This window comes from Phenylobacterium sp. LjRoot225, from assembly GCF_964252855.1.
Classification (GTDB): Bacteria; Pseudomonadota; Alphaproteobacteria; order Caulobacterales; family Caulobacteraceae; genus Phenylobacterium.
The window spans coordinates 1,014,440-1,036,190 of the sequence record NZ_CAXUPL020000001.1 but is presented as its reverse complement, the minus strand read 5'-3'; the positions used below and the strand labels follow the sequence as shown (position 1 = coordinate 1,036,190).

Below are 21,751 nucleotides of genomic sequence, written 5' to 3'. Positions count from 1 at the left end.
GAATCACCTGAACCGGGAAGGGTCTATCTTCAAGAGTTTAGAGCGTGACGGCCGCCGCAACCGGCATCCATTTGCGGCTGTCACGCTCTAGACTCTAGATGGCTGGAATCTGCAGGCCGAGCTGAGCCATGAGGTCGAACCAGGCCGCGCGTCCGCCGGCGCGGCTGAATTTCGCCACCGCCGTCTCCCGCGCGGCGGCGCGCAGCGGGGCGGACGCCTCAGGCGCGCGACAGGCGGCGATCAGCGCGTCGGAGAGCGCGTCGACATCGAAGAAGGGCAGCAGCCGTCCGTTCACCCCGTCCACGATCGCGTCGCGCACCGGCGCGGTGTCTGAGCCGATGACGTAACAGCCGCTGGCCATGGCCTCGACGATCGACCAGGAGAGGACGAAGGGGTAGCTGTAGTAGACGTGGGCCGTGGAGAGGCGGAGCGCCGCCAGCATCCGCGCGTGCGGCACCTTGCCCAGGAAGTGGACGCGGGCGAGGTCGAGCTGCGGCTCGAGCGGGGCGAAGATGGCCTGTTTCCAGGTTTGGCCGCCGGGCGCGTCGGCCCCGTAGCCGCGGGTCTTCTCCTCGCCGATGATCACCACCTGCGCGTCGGGGACTTTGGCCAGCAGCCGGGGCAGGGCGCGGGCGAAAGAGTGGAGCCCGCGCATCGGCTCCATGTTGTTGTTGATATGGGTGATCACCGGCGCGCCTGGCGTCAGCACCCGGCCGTCGGCGAGCTGGAAGGGTTCGGCCGGCCCTGGCCGGATGGCCTCCACGTCGATGCCCTCGTGGATCACCCGGGTGCGGGCGTGGAAGGCCGGCGGCAGGCGCGAAGCCTGGAACGCGGTCGGGGCGACGATCACCTCGGCCTCGGCGAGCGCCATGGCCATGACCGCGTTCTTGGCCTTGCCGCGGATCAGCGCCTCGTCGTCGCCGTTCCAGAACTCCGGGTCGAAGTCGATGTCCGAGTCGCGTCCGTGGTAATAGAATTCCGAGAAAAGCACTTGTTTTGCTTGCGGAAACACGTGCGACAGCAGCGAGGTCTCCCCCCACCCCGGGTGGCCGACGATGAGCTGGGGATCGTGGCCCTGCTCCTTCAGCCAGCGCGCGCCGTCGAGGGCGGAGCGCCCGCGCAGCAGGTCGGCCTCGGCGCGAATCGCCAGCGGGAAGACGTCCTTGCCGGTGCCGCGCGGCAGGCGGTAGCGCACCAGGCTGACGCCGGGGACGCCCGGCGAATGTTCGAAGCCGATGGCGAAGCAGGGAACGCCCCGGGCGACCAGGCCCTCGGAGAGGTCCCGGAACTGGGCGGGGAAGTTATTGTGGACGAAGAGGACGCCGGCGGCCATGGCGCACTTCTGCCCGTGCGGCTCCGGGCTGTCACCTCCCTTGGTCCAGTTCCTGCTCCAGAGCAGCGACGGTCTGGTGGTGACGCAGCGCCAGGTGGAAAACCTGTTCGCGGAAGTCGGTGAGCATGCGCGAGGCGTGCGGCGCAAGCGACAGACTATGGTCCACTCGACGGATCCAGCCTTCCTCGACCAGGGCCGTCACCTTGCGCCGGACGCTTTCCTTCGGGATGCCGGTGGATTCGGCGATCGAGCGGACATTGGTCGACAGGCTCGGATGGACCTTGAGCACGCCCTCGGGATCGATGTCGAGCGCACGCCTGTCCTCGGCGGTGCGCAGGGCGACCACCAGGATGATCAACAGCTTGTCGAGGTCCCCCCCACAGATCGCGCGCCCGATGTTGAGGGTGTCGAGCATCGGCGAAAGCAGGTCTTTGGCGATGTCGGGATAGTGCTGCCGTAGCAGCGGCATGAGCGGGGAGGGCATGTCTCCTCCATTGCGAAAGAACGGCGAAGCGGCGCCGTTGTTCCGCTGCGGATGTGTCCCGCCAGCCGGGGCGGCTTGACGAGGAGAACAAAAGGGGAATAAGAACGAACTGAGAACAACGCGGCGGTTGTCCACAGACCGCCCACAGCAAGGTATGCGACAGATGGTTCGTCTCGCGCGAGAATCGCTGGCCTTTGTCTCCGTGGCCAGCTTTGTCTGGATGATGTGTACGGTGGCCGGCTACGTGGGCTGACCGCCATGCGGATGGGGGAGGCGGCGGAGGTGAGCGCGGAAGGCGAAAACCCAGGCGCCGCTCCAGGCTCCCAAGGTCCGGCGCCTCAGGGCTTCGTGCACCTGCGGACGCGTTCGGCCTATTCCCTGCTCGAAGGGGCCATCAAGGCCGACAAGATCGGCGTGCTGGCCAAGGGCTGCGACATGCCGGCGGTGGCGATCGCCGATCGGGCCAACCTGTTCGGCGCCCTGGAATTCTCTGTCGCCACCAAGGACGCCGGCGTCCAGCCGATCATCGCTTGCGCCCTGCCGGTCAGCGGCCTCGGTGAGCGCCCGCCCGAACGCTGGGCGCGCACCCCGACCGTCGTGCTGCTGGCCCAGAGTGAGCAGGGCTATCTGAACCTCGCCGAGCTGTCCTCGATCGCCTACGTCGAGTGCGAGGCGACGGACGAGCCGCATGTGCCCTGGGCCCGGGTGACGGCGCTCGCCGAGGGCCTGATCCTGCTGTCCGGCGGACCCGACGGGCCGGTCGACTCCCTGTTCGCCGCCGGGAAGGTCAAGGAGGGCCGCGCGGCGCTGGCCGAGATGCACCGGGTCTTCGGCGACCGCTTCTACGTCGAGCTGCAGCGGCACGGGCTGCCGGGCGAGGCGGCGGCCGAGGGCGAGCTGGTGGCCTTCGCCTACGAGGCCGACGTGCCCCTGGTGGCGACCAACGACGTCTATTTCGCCAAGTCGGCCATGTATCCGGCGCACGACGCGTTGATGTGCATCGCCGACGGCGCCTTCGTCGGCCAGGACGAGCGCCGGCGGGTGACGCCGGAGCACTGGTTCAAGCCGGCCGCAGAGATGCGAACCCTGTTCGCCGACCTGCCGGAGGCCTGCGACAACACCCTGGACATCGCCCGACGCTGCGCCTTCACGGTCGCCAAGCGCGGGCCGCTGCTGCCGAGCTTCCCGACCGAGGGCGGCCGCTCCGAGGCTGAGGAACTGGCGCACCAGGCTCGCGAGGGCCTGAAGATGCGCATGGGCCTCGGCCAGGCGAACACCGCGCCGGCGGAGGAGTACGAGGCGCGACTGGAGCGGGAGATCGGGATCATCACCCAGATGGGGTTCCCGGGCTACTTCCTGATCGTTTCGGACTTCATCAAGTGGGCGAAGGCGCATGACATCCCGGTGGGGCCGGGGCGGGGCTCGGGCGCGGGCTCGCTGGTGGCCTACGCCCTGACCATCACCAACCTCGACCCGCTGCGTTACGGCCTGCTGTTCGAGCGCTTCCTGAATCCTGAGCGGGTCTCCATGCCCGACTTCGACATCGACTTCTGCCAGGAGCGGCGGCAGGAGGTGATCGACTATGTCCAGCAGCGCTACGGCCGTGACCGCGTGGCGCAGATCATCACCTTCGGCACCCTGCAGGCGCGCGCCGTGCTGCGCGACGTCGGCCGGGTGATGCAGATGCCGCTGGGCCAGGTCGACCGCCTGGCCAAGATGGTGCCGGCCAACCCCGCCAATCCGGTGACGCTGAGCCAGGCGATCGACGTCGAGCCGCGGCTGCGCCAGGCCCGGGACGAGGACGAGGCGGTGGCCCGGCTGCTGGACGTCTCCCTGCAGCTGGAGGGGCTCTACCGCAACGCCTCGACCCACGCCGCCGGCGTGGTGATCGGCGACCGGCCGCTGACCCAGCTCACCCCGCTCTACCGCGATCCGCGCTCGGACCTGCCCGCCACCCAGTTCAACATGAAATGGGTCGAGAGCGCCGGCCTGGTGAAGTTCGACTTCCTCGGCCTGAAGACCCTGACGGTGATTGACCGGGCGCTGAAGCACCTGGAGAAGCGCGGCGCCGGGGTCGACATGGACACCCTGCCGCTCGACGATGTGAAGACCTACGAGCTGATGGGCGCGGCCCAGACGGTGGGGGTCTTCCAGTTTGAAGGCCAGGGGATGCGCGACACCCTGCGCCAGCTGCGGCCCAACTGCATCGAGGACGTCACCGCTATCGGCGCCCTCTACCGGCCGGGCCCGATGGACAACATCCCGGCCTTCATCGACTGCAAGTTCGGCCGCAAGCCGATCGACACCCTGCACCCGACGCTGGCCCCGGTGCTGAACGAGACCTACGGCATCATCGTCTACCAGGAGCAGGTGATGCAGATCGCCCAGATCCTGGCGGGCTACAGCCTGGGCGAAGCCGACCTTCTGCGTCGCGCCATGGGCAAGAAGAAGAAGGAGGAGATGGACCAGCAGCGCGCCCGGTTCATCTCCGGCGCCGAGGCGAACGGCATCCCGGCCGAGCAGTCGGGCGGCATCTTCGACCTGGTCGACAAGTTCGCCGGCTACGGCTTCAACAAGTCCCACGCCGCCGCCTACGCGGTGGTCAGCTACCAGACCGCCTGGCTGAAGGCGAACGCGCCCGTCGAGTTCTTCGCCGCCTCGATGAGCCTCGACATCGCCAACACCGACAAGCTTTCGGTCTTCTACCAGGACGCCAAGCGCCTGGGGGTGAAGATCCTGGCGCCGGACGTGAACCGTTCGGCGGCCGACTTCGAGGTGGCGGACGGCGAGGTGCTCTATGCGCTGGGCGCCATCCGCAACGTCGGCCTGCAGGCGATGGAGCACGTGGTCCAGGTCCGCCGCGAAGGCGGACCGTTCCGCGACATCTTCGACTTCGTCGAGCGGGTCGATCCGCGGCAGGTCAACAAGCGCACCTTCGAGACCCTGGCCCGCGCCGGCGCCTTCGATTCCATCCACCCCAACCGCGCCCAGCTGATGGACGCCGCCGACCTCTTGCTGAGCTTCAGCCAGAGCGTGGCCGCCCAGCGGGCCTCCGAGCAGGCCGGCCTGTTTGGCGACGGCAACAGCGAGTTCGTCGAGGCCCAGAAGCGCAAGATGCCCCGGGTCGAGCCGTGGACGCCGACGGACCGGCTGGACCACGAGCTGGCGGCGGTCGGCTTCTACCTCTCCGGCCACCCGCTGGACGACATGGTCGAGCCGCTGCGCCGCAAGCGCACCGACCTCTACGCCGACGCGCTGGCCAAGGCGGTGGGCGGGGCCGAGGCCTTGCGCATGGCCGGCGTCGTGCGACGCAAGCTGGAGAAGCCCGGGCGCACCGGCGAGAAGTTCGCCTTCGTGACCCTTTCCGACCCCACCGGCGAATACGAGGTGCTGTTCCCGCCGGAGACCCTGCGCCGCTGTCGCGACTTCCTGGAGCCCGGCAAGGCGGTGTCGATCAAGGTCCGCGCCAAGGCCACCGAGGGCGAGGTCCGCTTCTTCGGCGACGACGCCCAGCCGGTCGAGAAGCTGCTGGAGAACTCCGTGGCGGGGCTGCGCGTGCATGTCGCCCCGCGCAGCGCCGAGATCGAGGCGCTGAAGACGCGGCTGCAGGTTTCCGAGCGCGGCGGCGAGATCCTGCTGGTCGCCGGCCTGGGCGACGGCAAGGAGGTCGAGCTGAAGCTGCCCGGCCGATTCAAGCTCGACATGGCCGTGCGCGGCGCACTGAAGACCTCGCCTGGCGTGGTGTTCGTCGAAGACATGTAGGCGCGGGTCAGGCGACGGCCGCGGCCTGGGCGGACGATCGTCGGCGGGCTATGTTCGGGCCGAAACCGCGAGACATTCGTATGCCCGGGCGAGCATCGTTTCGGCCATGACCCCTCCTTCCCGCACCCCTCCTTCCCGGCCTGGGGCGGATCACCCGCTGGACCGCGCCGTCTGGGCTGCGCTGACCACCCGTCAGGCCGATCTGACACTGGGGGAGGGGAGGGCGCGCCGGCTGGCTCCGGATTACGGCCTTTTCACCGCCGCCGCCGACGGCTCGGACGAAAGCCTCGGGGCCCTGGCTTCACTTATCCGCGCGCATGGCGAAGCAGCCCTGTTCGAGGCCGATCCGCCGCGCGAGCTGGCCGGCGTGGCCATCACGCCGGGCGACCCGGTCTCGCAGATGATCGCCGAGGCGCCGGTCCTGCAAAGCCCGGACTTCGAGGTCCTTGCGCTGGGCGACGCCGACGCCGCCGAGATGTTGGCTCTGGCGACCCTGACCAAGCCCGGCCCCTTCTTCCGACGCACCCACCGGCTCGGCGATTTCGTGGGGGTGCGGGTCGACGGGCGGCTGGCGGCGATGGCCGGCGAGCGTCTGCGCCTGCCCGGATACACCGAGGTCAGCGCGGTCTGCACCCACCCGGACTTTCGCGGGCGTGGCTACGCCGCCGGCCTGATGGCCGTGGTCACCGAGGCGATCGTCGCGCGGGGGGAAACCGCCTTCCTGCACGTCTACGACCACAATGAGAGCGCGATCCGGCTCTATGAGACCCTGGGGTGGCGTCGCCGCGGCGCGATGACGGTGAGCTTCGTCCAGGCGGCCTGAGGTGGTAAGACCTCGTCGCAGGGCCGCGGCGCAGGGGACTGATCTTGCGCTAAAGCTTGCATTTTGGCGGCCATGCCCCTATGTGCCCGCCTCATTCCACACGCAGGTGTTTGGGACGTGGCGGGGAGACATCCCGTCCGCTCCATTCCGGTCCTCGGGTCTCCGGGGGTTTGCCTGCGGAGGTTAACCGGAAAAAGGACCAAAGACGCCCATGGCTCTTCCTGACTTCTCTATGCGCCAGCTCCTGGAAGCCGGCGCCCACTTCGGCCACCAGACGCACCGCTGGAATCCGAAGATGGAGCGCTTCATCTTCGGCAGCCGCTCCAACATCCACATCATCGATCTGTCGCAGTCGATTCCGCTGCTTCACCAGGCCCTGGTGAAGGTGCGTGAAGTCGCCGCCGGCGGCGGCCGCATCCTGTTCGTCGGCACCAAGCGCCAGGCGTCCGAGCCGATCGCCACCGCCGCCAAGCGCTGCGCCCAGTATTATGTGAACCACCGCTGGCTGGGCGGCACGCTCACCAACTGGCGCACCGTGTCCGGCTCGATCGCGCGTCTGCGCGAGCTGGAAGGCGTGCTCGACGGCGACAGCGGCCGCACCAAGAAGGAGCTGCTGCAGCTCACCCGCGAGCGCGACAAGCTCGAGCTGTCCCTGGGCGGGATCAAGGACATGGGCGGCATCCCCGACCTGATGTTCGTGATCGACACCAACAAGGAAGCGATCGCCATCCAGGAAGCGCGCAAGCTCAACATCCCGGTGATCGCCATCCTCGACACCAACTGCAACCCGGACGGCATCACCTATCCGATCCCGGGCAACGATGACGCCGCGCGCGCCATCCAGCTCTACTGCGACCTGATGGCCGACTCGATCCTGGACGGCCTGGCGGCTGGCCAGGCGGCCTCGGGCGTCGACCTGGGCGCCTCGGAAGCGCCGATGGAGCCGGCCCTGGCCCGCGCCGACGCGCAGGCCCCGGCCGAAGCTCCGGTCGAAGCCGCTCCGATCGCCAGCGGTTCGGTTGAAGCTGCTCTGGTCGAAGCCGCCGAGACCCCGGCTGAAGCTCCCAGCGAGCCCGCGGCCGGCTAAGTCCCTCTCGGGGGACCGCTACAATCAACTGACTGTCACGGCGGGCCCGTAAATCCGGGCCCGCCGGTTACATAAACCTGAAGGAGCTGACCCATGGCGGAAATCACCGCTGCGCTGGTCAAGGACCTGCGCGAGAAGTCTGGCGCAGGCATGATGGACTGCAAGAAGGCGCTGCAAGAGAACAATGGCGACGTCAGCGCGTCGATGGACTGGCTGCGCACCAAAGGCCTGGCCAAGGCCGCCAAGAAGGCCGACCGCGCCGCCGCCGAAGGCCTTGTGGCCGGCAAGATCTCGGCTGACGCCAAGACCGGCGTCGTGGTCGAGTTCAACGCCGAGACCGATTTCGTCGCGAAGAACGAGGGCTTCCAGGCCGCCGCGCGTGAGTTCGCGGACGTGGCGCTGAAGACTGACGGCGACGTCGACGCCATCCTCGCGGCGAAGACCTCGAAGGGCGAGCTGGTCAGCGACGTGGTCACCAACATGATCGCGACCATCGGCGAGAACATGCGTCTGCGCCGCACGGCCAAGCTGTCGGTCGGACAGGGCGCCGTGGCCCTCTACCTGCACAACAAGCAGGGCGACGACGTCGCCCGCCTGGCGGTGCTGGTGGCTCTGGAAGGCGCCGGCGACCAGGCCCAGCTGGCCGAGGTCGCGCGCCGCATCGCCCTGCACGTGGCCGGTACGCCGACCCCGCCGCTGGCGCTGACGCCTGACGAGCTCGATCCCGCCATCGTGGCGAAGGAACGCGAGATCCAGACCCAGACCGCGATCGAGTCCGGCAAGCCGCGCGAAATCGCCGAGAAGATGGTCGAAGGCCGCATCCGCAAGTGGCAGGAGGAGGTCGTCCTCCTGAAGCAGCCCTTCGTGATGAACCCGGACCAGACGGTCGAACAGCTGGTCGCCGAAACCGCCAAGGAGCTCGGCTCGCCGGTGACCCTGAAGGGGTTCGTGCGCTTCGCCCTCGGCGAAGGCGTCGACAAGGGCCCGGCAGGGCCGGACTTCGCCGCGGAAGTGGCGCAGCTCTCCGGGCAGAGCTAAGGGTAAAACGATCCGGCGTCGCGCACGCGCGCGGCGCCGGACGGCCCTGAGCATTCTGCGGTTTCGAACGAACCGTCGAAGGCTCATCAGGTTCTAAAGTTAGTCCATTCGCGACGCCGAGCCGGCCTCCACTTCGGCGGCGAATGGTCTGGACCGGACGATTTGCGGCTGCGGTGCGGCTTCCGCTTGGCGGAAAATTGTCCTGGTCTATGTTCCCAGTACTCCAGCGACCCGGACCCAGCGATGCCTGACGCCCCCCTGCGCTACCAGAAGATCCTCCTGAAGGTCTCCGGTGAGGTTTTGATGGGGGAACAGGGTTTCGGGATCGACACCGCCACGATCGAGCGCACAGCCGAGGACATCGCCGAAGTCGTCAAGACCGGCGTCGAGCTCTGCCTGGTGATCGGCGGAGGCAACATCTTCCGCGGCGTCTCGCTCGCCGGGCGCGGCATGGAGCGGGCCAGCGCCGACTATATGGGCATGCTGGCGACGGTGATGAACGCGCTCGCCCTGCAGGGGGCGCTGGAAAAGATCGGCGTCTACACCCGCGTCCAGTCGGCCATCCCGATGGAAGCCGTCTGCGAGCCCTATATCCGCCGCCGCGCGCTGCGGCACCTGGAGAAGGGCCGGGTGGTGATCTTCGCCGCCGGCATCGGCAATCCCTTCTTCACCACCGACACCACCGGCGCCCTGCGCGCGGCCGAGATGGGCTGCGACGCGCTGTTCAAGGGCACCAGCGTCGACGGGGTCTACACCGCCGACCCGAAGAAGGACGCCAGCGCCCAGCGCTACGAAGAGCTCAGCTACCAGGAGGTCCTCGCCAAGGACCTGCGGGTGATGGACGCCTCGGCGATCAGCCTGATGCGCGACAACCAGATCCCGATTGTGGTGTTCTCCATCCGCGAACGCGGCAATTTCCTGAAGGTCCTGAAGGGCCAGGGCGTCTTCACCACCATCGCCTGAGCCTCACGAACCAACGAAACAGATAAGGGAGAACTCCCATGGCCACCGCCGAAAAACCGGTGCTTTCCCGGTACAAGGACCGCATGGACAAGGCGGTCTCCGCGCTGAAGGAGGAATTCGCCTCGCTTCGGACCGGCCGCGCCTCGGCCAACCTGCTCGACCAGATTCACGTCGACGCCTACGGCTCCAGCGTGCCGATCACCCAGGTCGGCGCCGTCAACGTGCCCGAGCCGCGGATGATCAGCGTCAACGTCTGGGACCGCGCCCTGGTGATCGCGGTGGACAAGGCGATCCGCAACTCCGGCCTGGGCCTCAACCCCATCGTCGACGGCCAGAACCTGCGCATCCCGATCCCGCCGCTCACCGAGGAGCGGCGCAAGGACATCGCCAAGATCGCCAGCAAGTACGCAGAACAGCAACGCATCGCCATCCGCAACATCCGCCGTGACGCCAACGACGACCTGAAGAAGGCCGAGAAGGACGGGGCCATCAGCCAGGACGAGCAGAAGCGGATGGAGACCGAGGTTCAGAAGCTCACCGACGAGGCGATCAAGCGCGTCGACGAAGCCTTGAAAACCAAAGAACAAGAGATCATGCACGTTTAGTCGTGCGAGCGCCGTCGCGCCGTTAAGGAACTCCGACGCCCATGGCCGCCCAAAAAGACAGTCCGCCCACGCCCGTCTCGTCCTCAGGCGCCGCTTCCGCGAACGCCGGCGCAACGGGCCGGGGCGAGCAGCCGCAACGGCCGCTGCATGTCGCCGTCGTCATGGACGGCAACGGCCGCTGGGCGAAGCGTCGCGGCCTGCCGCGGACGCTCGGCCATCGCGCCGGGGTCGAGGCGCTTAAGCGCACGGTCGCCGCCGCGCCGGACCTGAATATCGGCTGGCTGACCGTCTACGGCTTCTCCACCGAGAACTGGAGCCGTCCGGCCGCCGAGGTGGCTGAGCTGATGGCCCTGCCCAAACGCTACTTCGAAAGCGACATCGTCCGCCTGGAGCGCGACGGGGTCCGGGTGCGGGTGCTCGGCCAGCGGCAGGGGCTCTCGCCCGAGCTTGTGCGGATGATTGAGGACGCCCAGGCGCGGACGGCGAAGAACGAGCGCTTCAATCTCAACATCGCCTTCAACTACGGCGGCCAGGCCGACATCGTCGAAGCCGCGCGTGCGTTCGCCGCGGAGGTCGCCGCCGGCCGCGCCCGTCCGGAAGACCTGACCGCGGCAGGGTTCGCCGGCCGCCTCGCGACCGCCGGTTCGCCGCCGCCGGATCTGGTCATCCGTCCCTCGGGCGAGCAGCGGCTCTCCAACTTCCTTCTCTGGGAATCGGCCTATGCAGAGTTCGTCTTCCAGGACGTGCTCTGGCCCGACTATGGCGCCGAGCACCTCAAGGCCGCGCTGGAGGTCTTCGCCGGGCGCGAACGCCGCTACGGCGCCGTCCTTCCCGATGATGTCCTTGCCGCAGGCTAGACGCTTCGACTGGACAAACCTGGGCCTTCGCTTCGCCTCGGCCCTGGTGCTCGTTCCCGCCGTCGTCGCCGCGGTGATGATCGAGGCGAACTGGCCCTATCTGGTGCTGGTCTCGATGGGCGTGGCCCTGCTCGCCATCGAATGGGGCGGGATGAGCGCGCCGCGGGCGCCGCTCAGGGTGTCGGCCGCCGTCGCCGCCGCGGTGCTGGCGGCGCTGTTCCTGACGCACCTGCAGCATCCGGTCTGGGCCTGGCTCTCGATCCTGGTGGGCGCCGCCGCCGCCGCGCTCGTCGCGCGCGGCGTGGCCGAGCGTCCAGCCGATGCGGCGTTCGGCGTGATATATCTGGCGCCGGCCGCCGTCTGCCTCGCCTGGCTGCGGCTGACCAACCAGGGGCAATGGTGGACGCTGATGCTGTTCCTGGTCACATGGTCCGCCGACATCGGCGCCTTCGCCGTCGGCAGCCTGCTCAAGGGGCCGAAGCTCTGGCCGCGGTTCTCGCCGAACAAGACCTGGTCCGGCTTCTTCGGCGGCTTGGCCTGCGCCAGCCTGGTGGGGGCGCTGATCGCCGCGCCGTCGGCTCTGCACATCACCTTGCCGAACGTCGTCATGCCGGCCTTTCAGCTCAACCTCTGGGCAGCGGCCCTGATCGGCCTGGCGGTCGGCCTGGCGACCATGGCGGGCGATCTCTGGGAATCAGCGCTGAAGCGGCGTTTCGGCGTGAAGGATTCGGGTGATCTGATCCCCGGCCACGGCGGTCTGCTCGACAGGGTGGACGGGCTGATGTTCGCGGTCGTCGTGATGGCGCTGGCGCGTCTCGCCAATCATTGGGGATGGGGCCATTGAACCTGCCGCGTAAGGTGACCGTACTGGGCTCGACGGGGTCGGTGGGGGTCTCCACCCTGGACCTGTTCGAGCAGGCCGGGGCCGAGGTCGAGATCGTCGCCCTGGTGGCCGGCCGCAACGCCGACCTGCTGGCCGAGCAGGCGCTGCGTTGGCGCCCCGAGATCGCCGTGGTCGAGGACGAGCGCGCCCTGCCGCGGTTGCGCGAGCTGCTGGCCGGCAGCGGCGTCGCGACCGCCGCCGGCGTCGCGGCGGTGACCGAGGCCGCCACACGCGAGACGCAGTGGGTGATGTCGGCGATCGTCGGCTTCGCCGGCCTGGCGCCGACGCTGGCCGCCGCGCGGAGCGGCGCGATCATCGCGCTCGCCAACAAGGAAAGCCTGATCTGCGCCGGCCCGGAGCTGCTGCGCGCCGCCAAGCGGGCGGGCGGGGCGGTGATCCCGGTGGATTCCGAGCATTCGGCCATCTTCCAGGTGTTCGAGCCGCAGAACGCCGGCCAGGTCAGCCGACTGATTCTCACCGCCTCGGGCGGGCCGTTCCGCGGCTGGAGCCGCGAGCAGATGGCGGTCGCCACGCCCGAACAGGCGCTGGCCCACCCCAACTGGAGCATGGGCGCCAAGATTTCGGTGGATTCCGCGACCATGATGAACAAGGGCCTGGAGGTGATCGAGGCCGCCTATCTGTTCGCCATGCCGCCGGAGCGCGTCGACGTCTTGATCCACCCGCAGTCGATCGTTCACAGCCTGGTGGAGTACGCCGACGGTTCGACCCTGGCCCAGCTTGGTCCGCCGGACATGCGCACGCCGATCGCCTGCGCCTACGCCTGGCCGGACCGGCTGCCTTGGCCGAGCGAGCGGCTGGATTTGGCGCGGATCGGCCAGCTGACCTTCGAGGCGCCCGACGTCGAGCGGTTCCCGGCGCTGGCGATCGCCAAGGCCGCGCTCGAGACCGGCGGGGCCGCGCCGGCGGTGATGAACGCCGCCGACGAGATCGCCGTGGCCGCCTTTCTCGATCGGCGGATCGGCTTCCTGGACATCGCCCGCGTGGTCGAGGAGACTCTCGACCGAATGACCGCCGAAGGCTGGGGTCGACGCAACGAAGGCGATGTGCTGGAGGCGGCCCGCGCCGCCGATGCGACGGCCCGCCGCGTGGCGGAAGAGGTCGCCAGCGGCCTTATGGCTTCGGCCTGACCCAGACGGAGTAAGCGGCCATGTCCGTCGTCCAGAATATTCTGCTCTACATCCTGCCTTTCATCCTGGTGATCGGGGTGGTGGTGACGGTGCACGAACTCGGCCACTTCCTGGCCGCGCGCTGGCTCGGCACCTCGATCGACCGCTTCTCTATCGGCTTTGGCCGCGCGATCGCCTCGTGGCGGGACAAGCACGGCGTCGAATGGCGGATCGGCTGGTTGCCGCTCGGCGGCTATGTGAAGTTCGCCGGCGACGAGAACGTCTCCAGCCTCCCCGACGCCGACGACCTGGCGACCCTGAGACAGGAGATCGTCGCGCGGGAAGGGGCGGGGGCGCTGGACCGCTACTTCCACTTCAAGCCGCTCTGGCAGCGGGCGATCATCGTCGCCGGCGGGCCGCTGGCGAACTTCCTGCTGGCGATCAGCATCTTCGCCATCCTGCTGATGACCCTGGGCAAGCCTGTCTCGCCGGCGCGGATCGACGTCATCCAGACGGGCAGCCCCGCCGAGCGCGCCGGCTTCCAGGTGGGCGACGTGGTGCTGAAGGCCGACGGCAAGACCATCGAAGATTTCCGCGATATCCGGCTGGTGGTGGCGCTGCGCTCCGACACGCCCACCGACTTCGTGGTGCAGCGCGCAGGTCGGCAGCTGACGCTGACGGCGACGCCGGTGCGCACCGCCGTCGTCGACCAGTTCGGCCATGTCCAGCGCTACGGCGCCCTTGGCGTTCGGCAAGACCTGCGGCCCGACGAGGTCTCGATGCGTCGCTATCCGCCGATCGAAGCGGTGGGCGAGGGCGCGAAACAGGCCTGGAGCCAGGTCGTGACGACAGTGAAATACCTCGGCCGCCTGGTGACCGGCCGGGAGACCGCCGACCAGCTCTCCGGGCCGCTGGGGATCGCTCAGCTCTCCGGCGACATCGCCAAGAAGACCGCCGAGGTTTCTCCCAACGTACCGACGCTGCTGGCCAATTGGGGAATCACCCTGCTTGAGCTGGTCGCCAGCATCTCGGTGGGAATCGGCTTCCTGAACCTGCTGCCCGTGCCCGTCCTCGACGGCGGCCACCTGCTCTTCTACGCCTTCGAAGCGGTCGCAAGACGCCCTCTTACCGCCAAGGTTCAGGCGGCAGGGTACCGGCTGGGACTTGCACTGGTGCTCGGATTGATGTTGTTCGCGACCTGGAACGATCTGCAGCGCCTGAATGTGTTCAAATTCTTCGGCGCGCTATTCTCCTAGCGACCGGCATTTCCGAAACGGCTGATTCGATGCACAGACTCCGCGCCCGCAGCGCTGCGCTATCCTCCGGCCTTGGCCTGTTGCTGGGGAGCACCGCACTGGCGACCCCAGTTCTCGCCCTGGCCCAGGCGGCGGAAGCCCCGCCGGCGGCGGCCGCAGCGCCCGCGGCTCAAGCGGCTCCCGCCCCAGCGCCGGCGGTGCGCGAAGGCATGGTCCGTCGCATCGACGTGCGAGGCAATGAGCGGATCGAGCCGGCGACGGTGATCTCCTACCTGCCGATCCAGGTCGGCGAGACGATCGATCCGGCCAAGATCGACCTGGCGCTGAAATCCCTCTTCCGCACCGACCTGTTCGCCGACGTCAGGATCGACCTGCAGGCGGACGGCACGCTTCTCGTCACCGTCGAGGAAAACCCGATCATCAATCGGGTGCTCTTCGAGGGGAACAAGAGCATGAAGGAAGACAAGCTGAAGGACGAGGTCAGCGTTCGTCCGCGCGGCATCTTCACCCGGTCCAAGGTCCAGACGGACGTCGCGCGGATCGTCGAACTCTACCGCCGTTCGGGCCGCATCTCGGCCAACGTCACGCCGCAGATCGTGCAGCTGCCGCAGAAGCGCGTCGACCTGATCTTCAAGATCGACGAGGGTCCGAAGAGCGGAATCCTGCGGGTCAACTTCCTGGGCAACAAGGCCTACTCGGACAACGACCTGCGTGACGTCGTCGTCACCGAGCAGTCGCGTTGGTACAAATTCTTCTCCTCGAACGCCAACTACGATCCCGACCGGCTCGAGTACGACCGCGAGCAGCTGCGCAAATATTACCGAAACCGCGGCTATTACGATTTCCGGGTCTCCTCGGCCGTGGCCGAGTTCGCGCCGGACAAGAACGGCTTCGCGATCACCTACACGATCGACGAAGGCCGCGCGTTCAAGTTCGGCAAGGTCAATGTCGAGACCGACCTGAAGAAGCTCAATCCGGACGTCCTGAAGGCCCTGATCCCGTTCCGTTCAGGCCAGGTCTACGAAGACCAGAAGATCGAACAGGCGACCGACGCCCTGACCTTCGCGGCCGGCGCCGCGGGCTTCGCCTTCGTCGACGTCCGCCCGCGCTACACGCCGAACCGCGAGACCGGGCTCGTCGACGTCACCTTCGAGGTGAAGGAAGGTCCGCGCGTCTACGTCGACCGGATCGACATCGTCGGCAACACCCAGACGCTGGACTATGTGATCCGGCGCGAGATGAACCTGGTCGAAGGCGACCCCTACAACCGCGCCCTCGTCGACCGATCGAAGAACCAGGTGAAGGCGCTCGGCTTCTTCAAGGACGTCGACATCACCGAGACCCCGGGCTCGGCGCCGGACCGCACCAACCTGCAGGTGAAGGTCACCGAGCAGCCGACCGGCGAGTTCTCGTTCAGCGCCGGCTATTCCTCGGTGGACCAGGTGGTCGTCGACCTGGGCGTGACCCAGCGCAACTTCCGAGGCCGCGGCCAGGATGTGCGCGCGCGCCTGTCGCTGGGCTCGGTCCGTCAGCAGCTGGATCTCGGCTTCACCGAGCCGCGGTTCCTCGGCCGCGATCTCGCCGCCGGCGTCGACGTCTACTTCTACAAGTACGATCTGACATCGTATTCAACCGCGCCGTACCAGACCACCAGCGTCGGCACGAACCTGCGGCTGAACTTCCCGATGAGCCTCAATTCCCGCGGCTCGCTGATCTACACCCTGCGCAACGACGACGTGACGGTCGGCGACTCCCTGTGCACCGCGGCCTACCAGGCCTCGTCGCTCTGCTCGCAGCGCGGCTCGTTCCTGACGTCCCTGGTGGGCTACGGCTATCGGCTCGACCACCGGAACGATCCGATCAACCCGACCCGCGGCTACTACCTGCAGTTCAACCAGGATTTCGCCGGCGTCGGCGGTGCGGTGAAATACATCCGCACCGAAGGCGAGACCGGCTGGTACCACGGCTTCACCAAGAGCCTGATCCTGAGCGCGGTCGGCTCGGCCGGCTATGTGAACGGCTGGGGCGGCGACGCCATCCGGATCAACGACCGCTTCTTCAAGGGCGGCAACAACTTCCGCGGCTTTGAGACCGCCGGCATCGGTCCGCGCGACATCACCGGCGGCCGCAGCGACGCGCTCGGCGGCAAGGGTTACGCGATCGGCTCGGTGGAGCTGACCGTGCCGACCTTCCTGCCGGAGCAGTACGGCATCAAGGCCGCGCTCTTCAGCGACTTCGGCGTGCTCGGCGGGCTGGATTCGGAGTACAAGGCGCAGAATGGACAGCTCATCGATCCGACCGATCCGACCCTGGGGCGTGTCGACATCCGCGACAGCTACGCGCCCCGCGCCTCGGCGGGCCTGAGCGTCTTCTGGCGCTCGCCGATGGGTCCGATCCGCTTCGACTTCAGCCAAGTTCTGGCGAAGGAAGACTACGACAAGACGGAACTTTTCCGTTTCTCCACAGGAACCAGGTTCTAGACCCCATGACCTTCAAGACACTGGCGCTCGCCGCCTGCGCCGGCGCCGCTGCGCTGGCTTCCGGCTCCGCCGCCCTGGCGCAAGCCGCCGCCGCGCCTGCCGCCGCGCCCGCCATCACCTATGGCCCGCCGATCGCCGGCCTGTGCACCCTGTCGATCGACGGCGTGATCGCCGGCTCGACCGTCGGCAAGTACGTCGAAGGCCGCCTGCAGCAGATCGGCGCCCAGGTGCAGGCCGAACTGACCGGGGAGAAGACCGCCATCGACACCGAGGCGCGGACCCTGGAGAGCCAGCGGGCCACCCTGGACCAGAACAGTTTCGAGCAGCGCGTCGCGGCCCTGCAGGTCCGCCAGAACGCGCTCGAGCGCAAGGCGCAGCAGCGTGACCGTGAGATGCAGGCCACCCAACAGCAGGCCGTCGGCCGCGTGCTCAACGAGATGAAGCCGCTGATCGCCACCGCCGCTCAAGCTCAGAAGTGCGCCATCGTCGCGGACCGCAGCACGGTGATCATGGTCAATCCGGCCATGGATCTGTCCCCGGCCGTGGTGACCGCGCTGAATGGCAAGCTGACCACGTTCGCCTTCGAGCGCACGCGCCTCGACCAGCCGCAAGGCGCGGCGCCGCCGGTTACCCAGACCCCGGCGCAGCGCCCGGCGACCAAGAAGTAAACCCTGACGGACCGGCGGATCGCCGTACGCACACCATGCCCGATCCGCGATTCTTCGAAGACCTGGGACCAGCCCCGCTCGGCGAGCTCGCAGAGCTCGTCGGTGCGGCGCTTTCCGATCCCGCCGCGGCCAGCCGACCGATCCGGGCGGTGGCGATCCTGAGCCGCGCCGGCCCGGAGACCGTCACCTTCCTGACCGACCGGCGGCGGCTGGACGGTCCGGTCGCGACGGCGGCTGCGGCCTGCTTCGTCGCGACGGAGGACGCCCAGGCCCTGCCGGCAGGCTGCGTCGCCCTGGTGACCTCCCGGCCTCAAGCCGCCTATGCGCTCGCGGCCCAGCGGCTGCATCGCGCCCGCGCCTTCGCCGAGGTCGCGATCGCCCCCGACGTGCGGCTGGAGCCGGATGTCCGGCTTGGGCCGGGCGTCGTGCTGGGCCCTGGCGTGCATATCGGCGCCGGCACCGAGATCGGGGCCAATGCGGTGATCGGGGCCGGCGTGGCGATCGGCCGCGACTGCCAGATATCCGCCAACGTCACCATCGGCTTCGCCCTCATCGGCGACCGGGTGAAGATCCTGGCGGGGGCGGTGATCGGCGAGCCGGGCTTCGGAGCCACGGCGGGACCGACCGGGCTGATCGACATTCCGCAGCTCGGCCGGGTCATTCTACAGGACGGGGTGACAGTCGGAGCCGGCAGCTGTATCGACCGCGGCGCCTTCGACGACACGGTGATCGGCGAAAACACCAAGATCGACAATCTCGTGCAGATCGCCCACAACGTGCGCGTCGGACGCAATTGCGTGATGGCGGCGCATACCGGGATCGCCGGGAGCGTCACGATCGGCGACGGCGCCCAGTTTGGTGGGCGCGCCGGGATCGCTGATCACCTGGTCATCGGCGACGGTGCGCGCATTGCGGGCGGCGCAGGGCTTATGCACAACGTGCCGGCGGGCGAGACCTGGGGCGGCGTTCCGGCCCGGCCGATCAGACAATGGATGCGGGAGACGGCGTGGCTCGGCAAGCACGCCGCCCGCCGCGAAGGGGGAACTGAATGAGCTCGAAGTCGCCGGCAGGCGAGGGGGCCGCCGAGATCGACATCATCGAGATCCTGGCGCGCATTCCGCACCGCTATCCGTTCCTGCTTGTCGATCGCGCCGAAGAGTACCGGCCGCACGAATCGATCGTGGGCATCAAGTGCGTGACCGTGAACGAGCCCTTCTTCCAGGGCCATTTCCCAGGCTATCCGGTGATGCCGGGCGTGCTGATCGTCGAGGCCATGGCCCAGACCGGCGCGGTGCTGATGTCGAAGTCGCTGAACGTCGATGTGGCCGGCAAGACCATTCTCTTCATTTCGGTCGACAACTGCCGTTTCCGCCAGCCGGTGCGGCCGGGCGACGTGGTCCGCATGCATGTCGAGGTGGTGCGCGCCCGCGGCGACGTCTTCAAATTCCGCGGCCGCGCCCTAGTGGGCGAGAAGGTGGCGGCCGAGGCGGACTTCGCGGCCATGGTGGTGGAGACTCCCGTAAAGTGAGCGTCGAGATCCATCCGACGGCGATCGTCGCCAAGGGCGCCGAGCTGGCGGAAGGGGTCAGCGTCGGCCCCTTCTGCGTCATCGGCGAGCGGGTCCGGCTGGGCGCGGGAACGCGGCTGCTCTCCCACGTGGTGATCGAGGGGCGAACGGAACTCGGCGCGGGCAACACGGTGCATTCGTTCTCCGTCTTGGGCGGACCGCCCCAGCACACCGCCTACGCCGGCGAGGACACCCAGCTCGTCATCGGCGACGAAAACGTCATCCGCGAGCACGTGACCATGAACCTGGGCACGGTGCGCGGCGGGGGGGTGACCAAGGTCGGCTCCAACGGCTTCTTCATGATCGAGAGCCACGTCGGCCACGACTGCATCGTCGGCGACCATGTGATCCTGACCAAGCAGGCCACGCTCGGCGGCCACTGCCTGATCGGCGACTATGTGATCGTCGGCGGGCTCGCGGCCGTGCATCAGTTCACCCGGGTCGGGCGGCACGCCATGATCGGCGGGCTGGCGGCCGTGGTGAAGGACGTCATCCCCTACGGCTCGGTGTGGGGAAACCACGCCCATCTCGAGGGGCTGAATCTGGTCGGCCTGAAGCGCCGTGGCTTCAGCCGCGAAAGCATCAACACCCTGCGCGCGGCCTACCGGCTGCTGTTCGCCGACGAGGGCACCTTCCAGGAGCGGCTCGCCGATACGGTGGACACCTATGCGTCGTCGCCCGAGGTGATGGAGATCATCGACTTCATCCGCGCCGACGCCAACCGCCCGCTCTGCCTGCCTGAACGCGAGGTCTGATGCCCAAGCTCGGCCTGATCGCTGGGGGCGGAAGGCTGCCCCTCGAGATCGCCGAGCATTGCCGGCGCGTCGGGCGGCCGCTGTTCGTAGTGCGCCTGAAGGGTATCGCCGAACCCGCGCTGTCCGGTTTCGAGGGCGCCGATGTCGGCCTCGCCGAGCTCGGCAAATGCATCCGGACCCTCAAGCGCTCCGCCTGCCGCGCAATCTGCCTCGCCGGTCAGGTCAGTCGGCCGGACTTCACCCAGCTCACCCCGGATCTTCGCGGCCTCGCCGCCCTGCCGGCGGTGATCGCCGCCGCCCGCAAGGGCGACGACGCCCTGCTGCGCTTCCTGCTCGGCGAGTTCGAGAAGGAAGGCTTCGCGATCGAGGGCGCCGAGGCGGTGATGGGGGGCCTCAGCCTGCCGCGCGGTCCGCTCGGCCGCCATGCGCCGACGCCCGAACAGTTGGCCGACGCCGAGAAGGCGATGCAGGTCGCCCGCGCCATCGGCGGTCTCGACATCGGTCAGGGCGCCGTGGTCTGCGACGGCCTGGTGCTGGCGGTGGAGGCCCAGGAAGGCACCGACGCCATGCTGGCCAGGGTCGCGACCCTGGCGGCCCATCTGCACGGCCATGAGGGCGATCGCCGCGGGGTGCTGGCCAAGGTTCCCAAGCCGATCCAGGAGACGCGCGTTGACCTGCCGACCATGGGGCTGGCGACGGTGCGGGCCGCAGCCACGGCGGGCCTGGTCGGCATCGTCGGCGAAGCCGGCCGCCTGCTGGTCCTCGACCGGCCCGAGGCCGTGGCCCTGGCCGACGAACTGGGCCTTTTCGTCCTCGGCGTGGAGCCGCAGGGCGGATGAGCGCGCGCGCGCTGACGGTGATGCTGGTGGCGGCCGAGCCCTCCGGCGACGAGCGCGGCGCGGGCCTGGCGCGGGCCCTCAAGCGTCGGCTGGGGGAGGGAGTGCGCTTCGTCGGCGTCGGCGGCGAGCGGATGGCCGCGGAGGGCGTCGAGAGCCCTTTCGACATCACCCAGCTGTCGGTCCTGGGCCTGGTCGAGGGGCTGATGGCATATCCCCGCGTGGTGGCGTGCGCGGACGCCACTGCGGCCCTGGCGGCGCGGGAAAGGCCGGACGTGGCGATCCTCGTCGACTCCTGGGGCTTCACCCTGCGCGTCGCCCAGCGGCTGCGGCGCCTCGACCCGGCCCTGCCGCTGATCAAATACGTCGGGCCGCAGGTCTGGGCGACGCGGCCGGGACGGGCCAAGACCCTGGCCGCGAGCGTCGATCACCTGCTGTCGATCCACGCCTTCGACGCGCCCTATTTCGAAGCTGAGGGCCTGCCGACCACCTTCGTCGGCAATTCGGCGCTCTCGCTCGACTTCTCCCGGGCGGATCCCGAGCGGCTTCGCGCCCAGATCGGCGCCCCGGCCGGCGCGCCGATCCTGCTGGTTCTGCCGGGCAGCCGGCCGGCGGAGATCGAACGCGTCCTGCCGGCGTTCGGGGAGGCCGTCGCCCTCCTGAAGGCTGAGCGGCCCGAGCTGCAGGTGGTGATCCCCGCTGCGCCCACTGTCGCCGAGGCGGTGAAGGCCCGCGTCGCCGGCTGGAGCTGTCGCGCCCACGTGGTCGAAGGCGAGGCCGCCAAGCTCGACGCCATGAAGGCCGCCACGGTGGCGCTCGCCTGTTCCGGGACGGTGACCACCCAGCTGGCGCTGGCCGGGACGCCCATGGTCGTGGGCTACCGGATCGGGCCGGTGACCTACGCCATCCTCAAGCGGCTGGTGCGCACCCGCTACGTCACCCTCTTCAACATCGCCGCCGAGACCGAGGTCGCTCCGGAGCTGATCCAGGACGCCTGCAACGGACTGGCGTTGGCGGCCGAGGTCGGTCGGCGGCTGGACGACGAGACCCTGCGCCGCGCCCAGGTCCGCGAGCAGTACGCCGCTCTCGACAAGATGGGCCGCGGCGGCCCGGATCCTGACGATGCGGCCGCAGACGCGGTGCTGGAGGTGCTGGCGGCGCGCAAGGCCTAGACCTCCCGCACGCAGCGGCGGGGCGCCGCATGGCGGAAGGCGGCGCGAATGTCGG

At 68.8% G+C, this 21,751-nt stretch carries 20 protein-coding genes; 18 read left to right on the top strand and 2 right to left on the bottom strand.

What is annotated here, in order from left to right:
* Positions 1-94 precede the first annotated feature (94 nt).
* Both ACSQ2B_RS05035 and ACSQ2B_RS05030 read right to left on the bottom strand, forming a co-directional pair.
* On the bottom strand, positions 95-1,333 hold the full coding sequence (locus ACSQ2B_RS05035) for a glycosyltransferase (protein WP_436047899.1): 1,239 nt from the start codon (positions 1,331-1,333) through the stop codon (positions 95-97).
* Positions 1,334-1,364: 31 nt separating this feature from the next.
* Entirely contained in the window at positions 1,365-1,817 is a 453-nt protein-coding gene (locus tag ACSQ2B_RS05030; protein WP_436047898.1) for a helix-turn-helix domain-containing protein, read from the bottom strand.
* Between the two features lie 154 nt (positions 1,818-1,971).
* Here ACSQ2B_RS05030 and sidA point away from each other — a divergent pair, with 154 nt between their 5' ends.
* The 18 genes from sidA (at position 1,972) to lpxB (ending at position 21,696) form a co-directional block, all read left to right on the top strand.
* A complete protein-coding gene (sidA, locus tag ACSQ2B_RS05025) occupies positions 1,972-2,070 on the top strand; it encodes a cell division inhibitor SidA (protein ID WP_436047897.1) in 99 nt (32 codons plus the stop codon).
* Positions 2,071-2,099: 29 nt separating this feature from the next.
* A complete protein-coding gene (gene dnaE / locus ACSQ2B_RS05020) occupies positions 2,100-5,579 on the top strand; it encodes a DNA polymerase III subunit alpha (protein ID WP_436047895.1) in 3,480 nt (1,159 codons plus the stop codon).
* A 106-nt stretch (positions 5,580-5,685) separates the two neighbouring features.
* Positions 5,686-6,402: a GNAT family N-acetyltransferase gene (locus ACSQ2B_RS05015; RefSeq protein WP_436047893.1), complete on the top strand. Its 717-nt coding sequence runs from the start codon at positions 5,686-5,688 to the stop codon at positions 6,400-6,402.
* Positions 6,403-6,613: 211 nt separating this feature from the next.
* A complete protein-coding gene (gene rpsB, locus ACSQ2B_RS05010) occupies positions 6,614-7,489 on the top strand; it encodes a 30S ribosomal protein S2 (RefSeq protein WP_436047892.1) in 876 nt (291 codons plus the stop codon).
* 93 nt (positions 7,490-7,582) lie between these two features.
* Entirely contained in the window at positions 7,583-8,527 is a 945-nt protein-coding gene (gene tsf, locus ACSQ2B_RS05005; protein ID WP_436047889.1) for a translation elongation factor Ts, read from the top strand.
* A 243-nt stretch (positions 8,528-8,770) separates the two neighbouring features.
* Positions 8,771-9,490, top strand: coding sequence for a UMP kinase (gene pyrH / locus ACSQ2B_RS05000; protein ID WP_436047887.1), 720 nt, complete (start codon positions 8,771-8,773; stop codon positions 9,488-9,490).
* A gap of 38 nt (positions 9,491-9,528) precedes the next feature.
* Positions 9,529-10,095 carry a ribosome recycling factor gene (frr, locus tag ACSQ2B_RS04995; RefSeq protein WP_436047885.1) on the top strand — a complete coding sequence of 189 codons (567 nt, stop codon included), beginning with the start codon at positions 9,529-9,531 and terminating at the stop codon, positions 10,093-10,095.
* A gap of 41 nt (positions 10,096-10,136) precedes the next feature.
* Entirely contained in the window at positions 10,137-10,952 is an 816-nt protein-coding gene (uppS, locus tag ACSQ2B_RS04990) for a polyprenyl diphosphate synthase (protein WP_436047883.1), read from the top strand.
* Entirely contained in the window at positions 10,930-11,796 is an 867-nt protein-coding gene (locus ACSQ2B_RS04985; RefSeq protein ID WP_436047882.1) for a phosphatidate cytidylyltransferase, read from the top strand. Before uppS ends, ACSQ2B_RS04985 begins: the two co-directional genes overlap by 23 nt.
* Positions 11,784-12,983, top strand: coding sequence for a 1-deoxy-D-xylulose-5-phosphate reductoisomerase (locus tag ACSQ2B_RS04980; RefSeq protein WP_436047880.1), 1,200 nt, complete (start codon positions 11,784-11,786; stop codon positions 12,981-12,983). Before ACSQ2B_RS04985 ends, ACSQ2B_RS04980 begins: the two co-directional genes overlap by 13 nt.
* Before the next feature lie 20 nt (positions 12,984-13,003).
* A complete protein-coding gene (locus ACSQ2B_RS04975) occupies positions 13,004-14,218 on the top strand; it encodes a M50 family metallopeptidase (protein ID WP_436047878.1) in 1,215 nt (404 codons plus the stop codon).
* 29 nt (positions 14,219-14,247) lie between these two features.
* Complete coding sequence (bamA, locus tag ACSQ2B_RS04970; protein ID WP_436047876.1) at positions 14,248-16,698, top strand: outer membrane protein assembly factor BamA; 2,451 nt, start codon at positions 14,248-14,250, stop codon at positions 16,696-16,698.
* A gap of 5 nt (positions 16,699-16,703) precedes the next feature.
* Entirely contained in the window at positions 16,704-17,366 is a 663-nt protein-coding gene (locus ACSQ2B_RS04965; protein WP_436047875.1) for an OmpH family outer membrane protein, read from the top strand.
* A gap of 35 nt (positions 17,367-17,401) precedes the next feature.
* Positions 17,402-18,418, top strand: coding sequence for a UDP-3-O-(3-hydroxymyristoyl)glucosamine N-acyltransferase (gene lpxD / locus ACSQ2B_RS04960; protein ID WP_436047874.1), 1,017 nt, complete (start codon positions 17,402-17,404; stop codon positions 18,416-18,418).
* Entirely contained in the window at positions 18,415-18,894 is a 480-nt protein-coding gene (fabZ, locus tag ACSQ2B_RS04955) for a 3-hydroxyacyl-ACP dehydratase FabZ (protein ID WP_436047872.1), read from the top strand. Before lpxD ends, fabZ begins: the two co-directional genes overlap by 4 nt.
* Positions 18,891-19,688, top strand: a complete 798-nt coding sequence (gene lpxA / locus ACSQ2B_RS04950; protein ID WP_436047870.1) for an acyl-ACP--UDP-N-acetylglucosamine O-acyltransferase — start codon at positions 18,891-18,893, stop codon at positions 19,686-19,688. Before fabZ ends, lpxA begins: the two co-directional genes overlap by 4 nt.
* The gene (lpxI, locus tag ACSQ2B_RS04945) at positions 19,688-20,527 is read left to right on the top strand and encodes a UDP-2,3-diacylglucosamine diphosphatase (protein WP_436047868.1); all 840 of its coding nucleotides are present in this window, start codon (positions 19,688-19,690) and stop codon (positions 20,525-20,527) included. The genes lpxA and lpxI overlap by 1 nt, the downstream gene beginning before the upstream one ends.
* Entirely contained in the window at positions 20,524-21,696 is a 1,173-nt protein-coding gene (gene lpxB, locus ACSQ2B_RS04940) for a lipid-A-disaccharide synthase (protein ID WP_436047866.1), read from the top strand. The genes lpxI and lpxB overlap by 4 nt, the downstream gene beginning before the upstream one ends.
* Positions 21,697-21,751 lie beyond the last annotated feature (55 nt).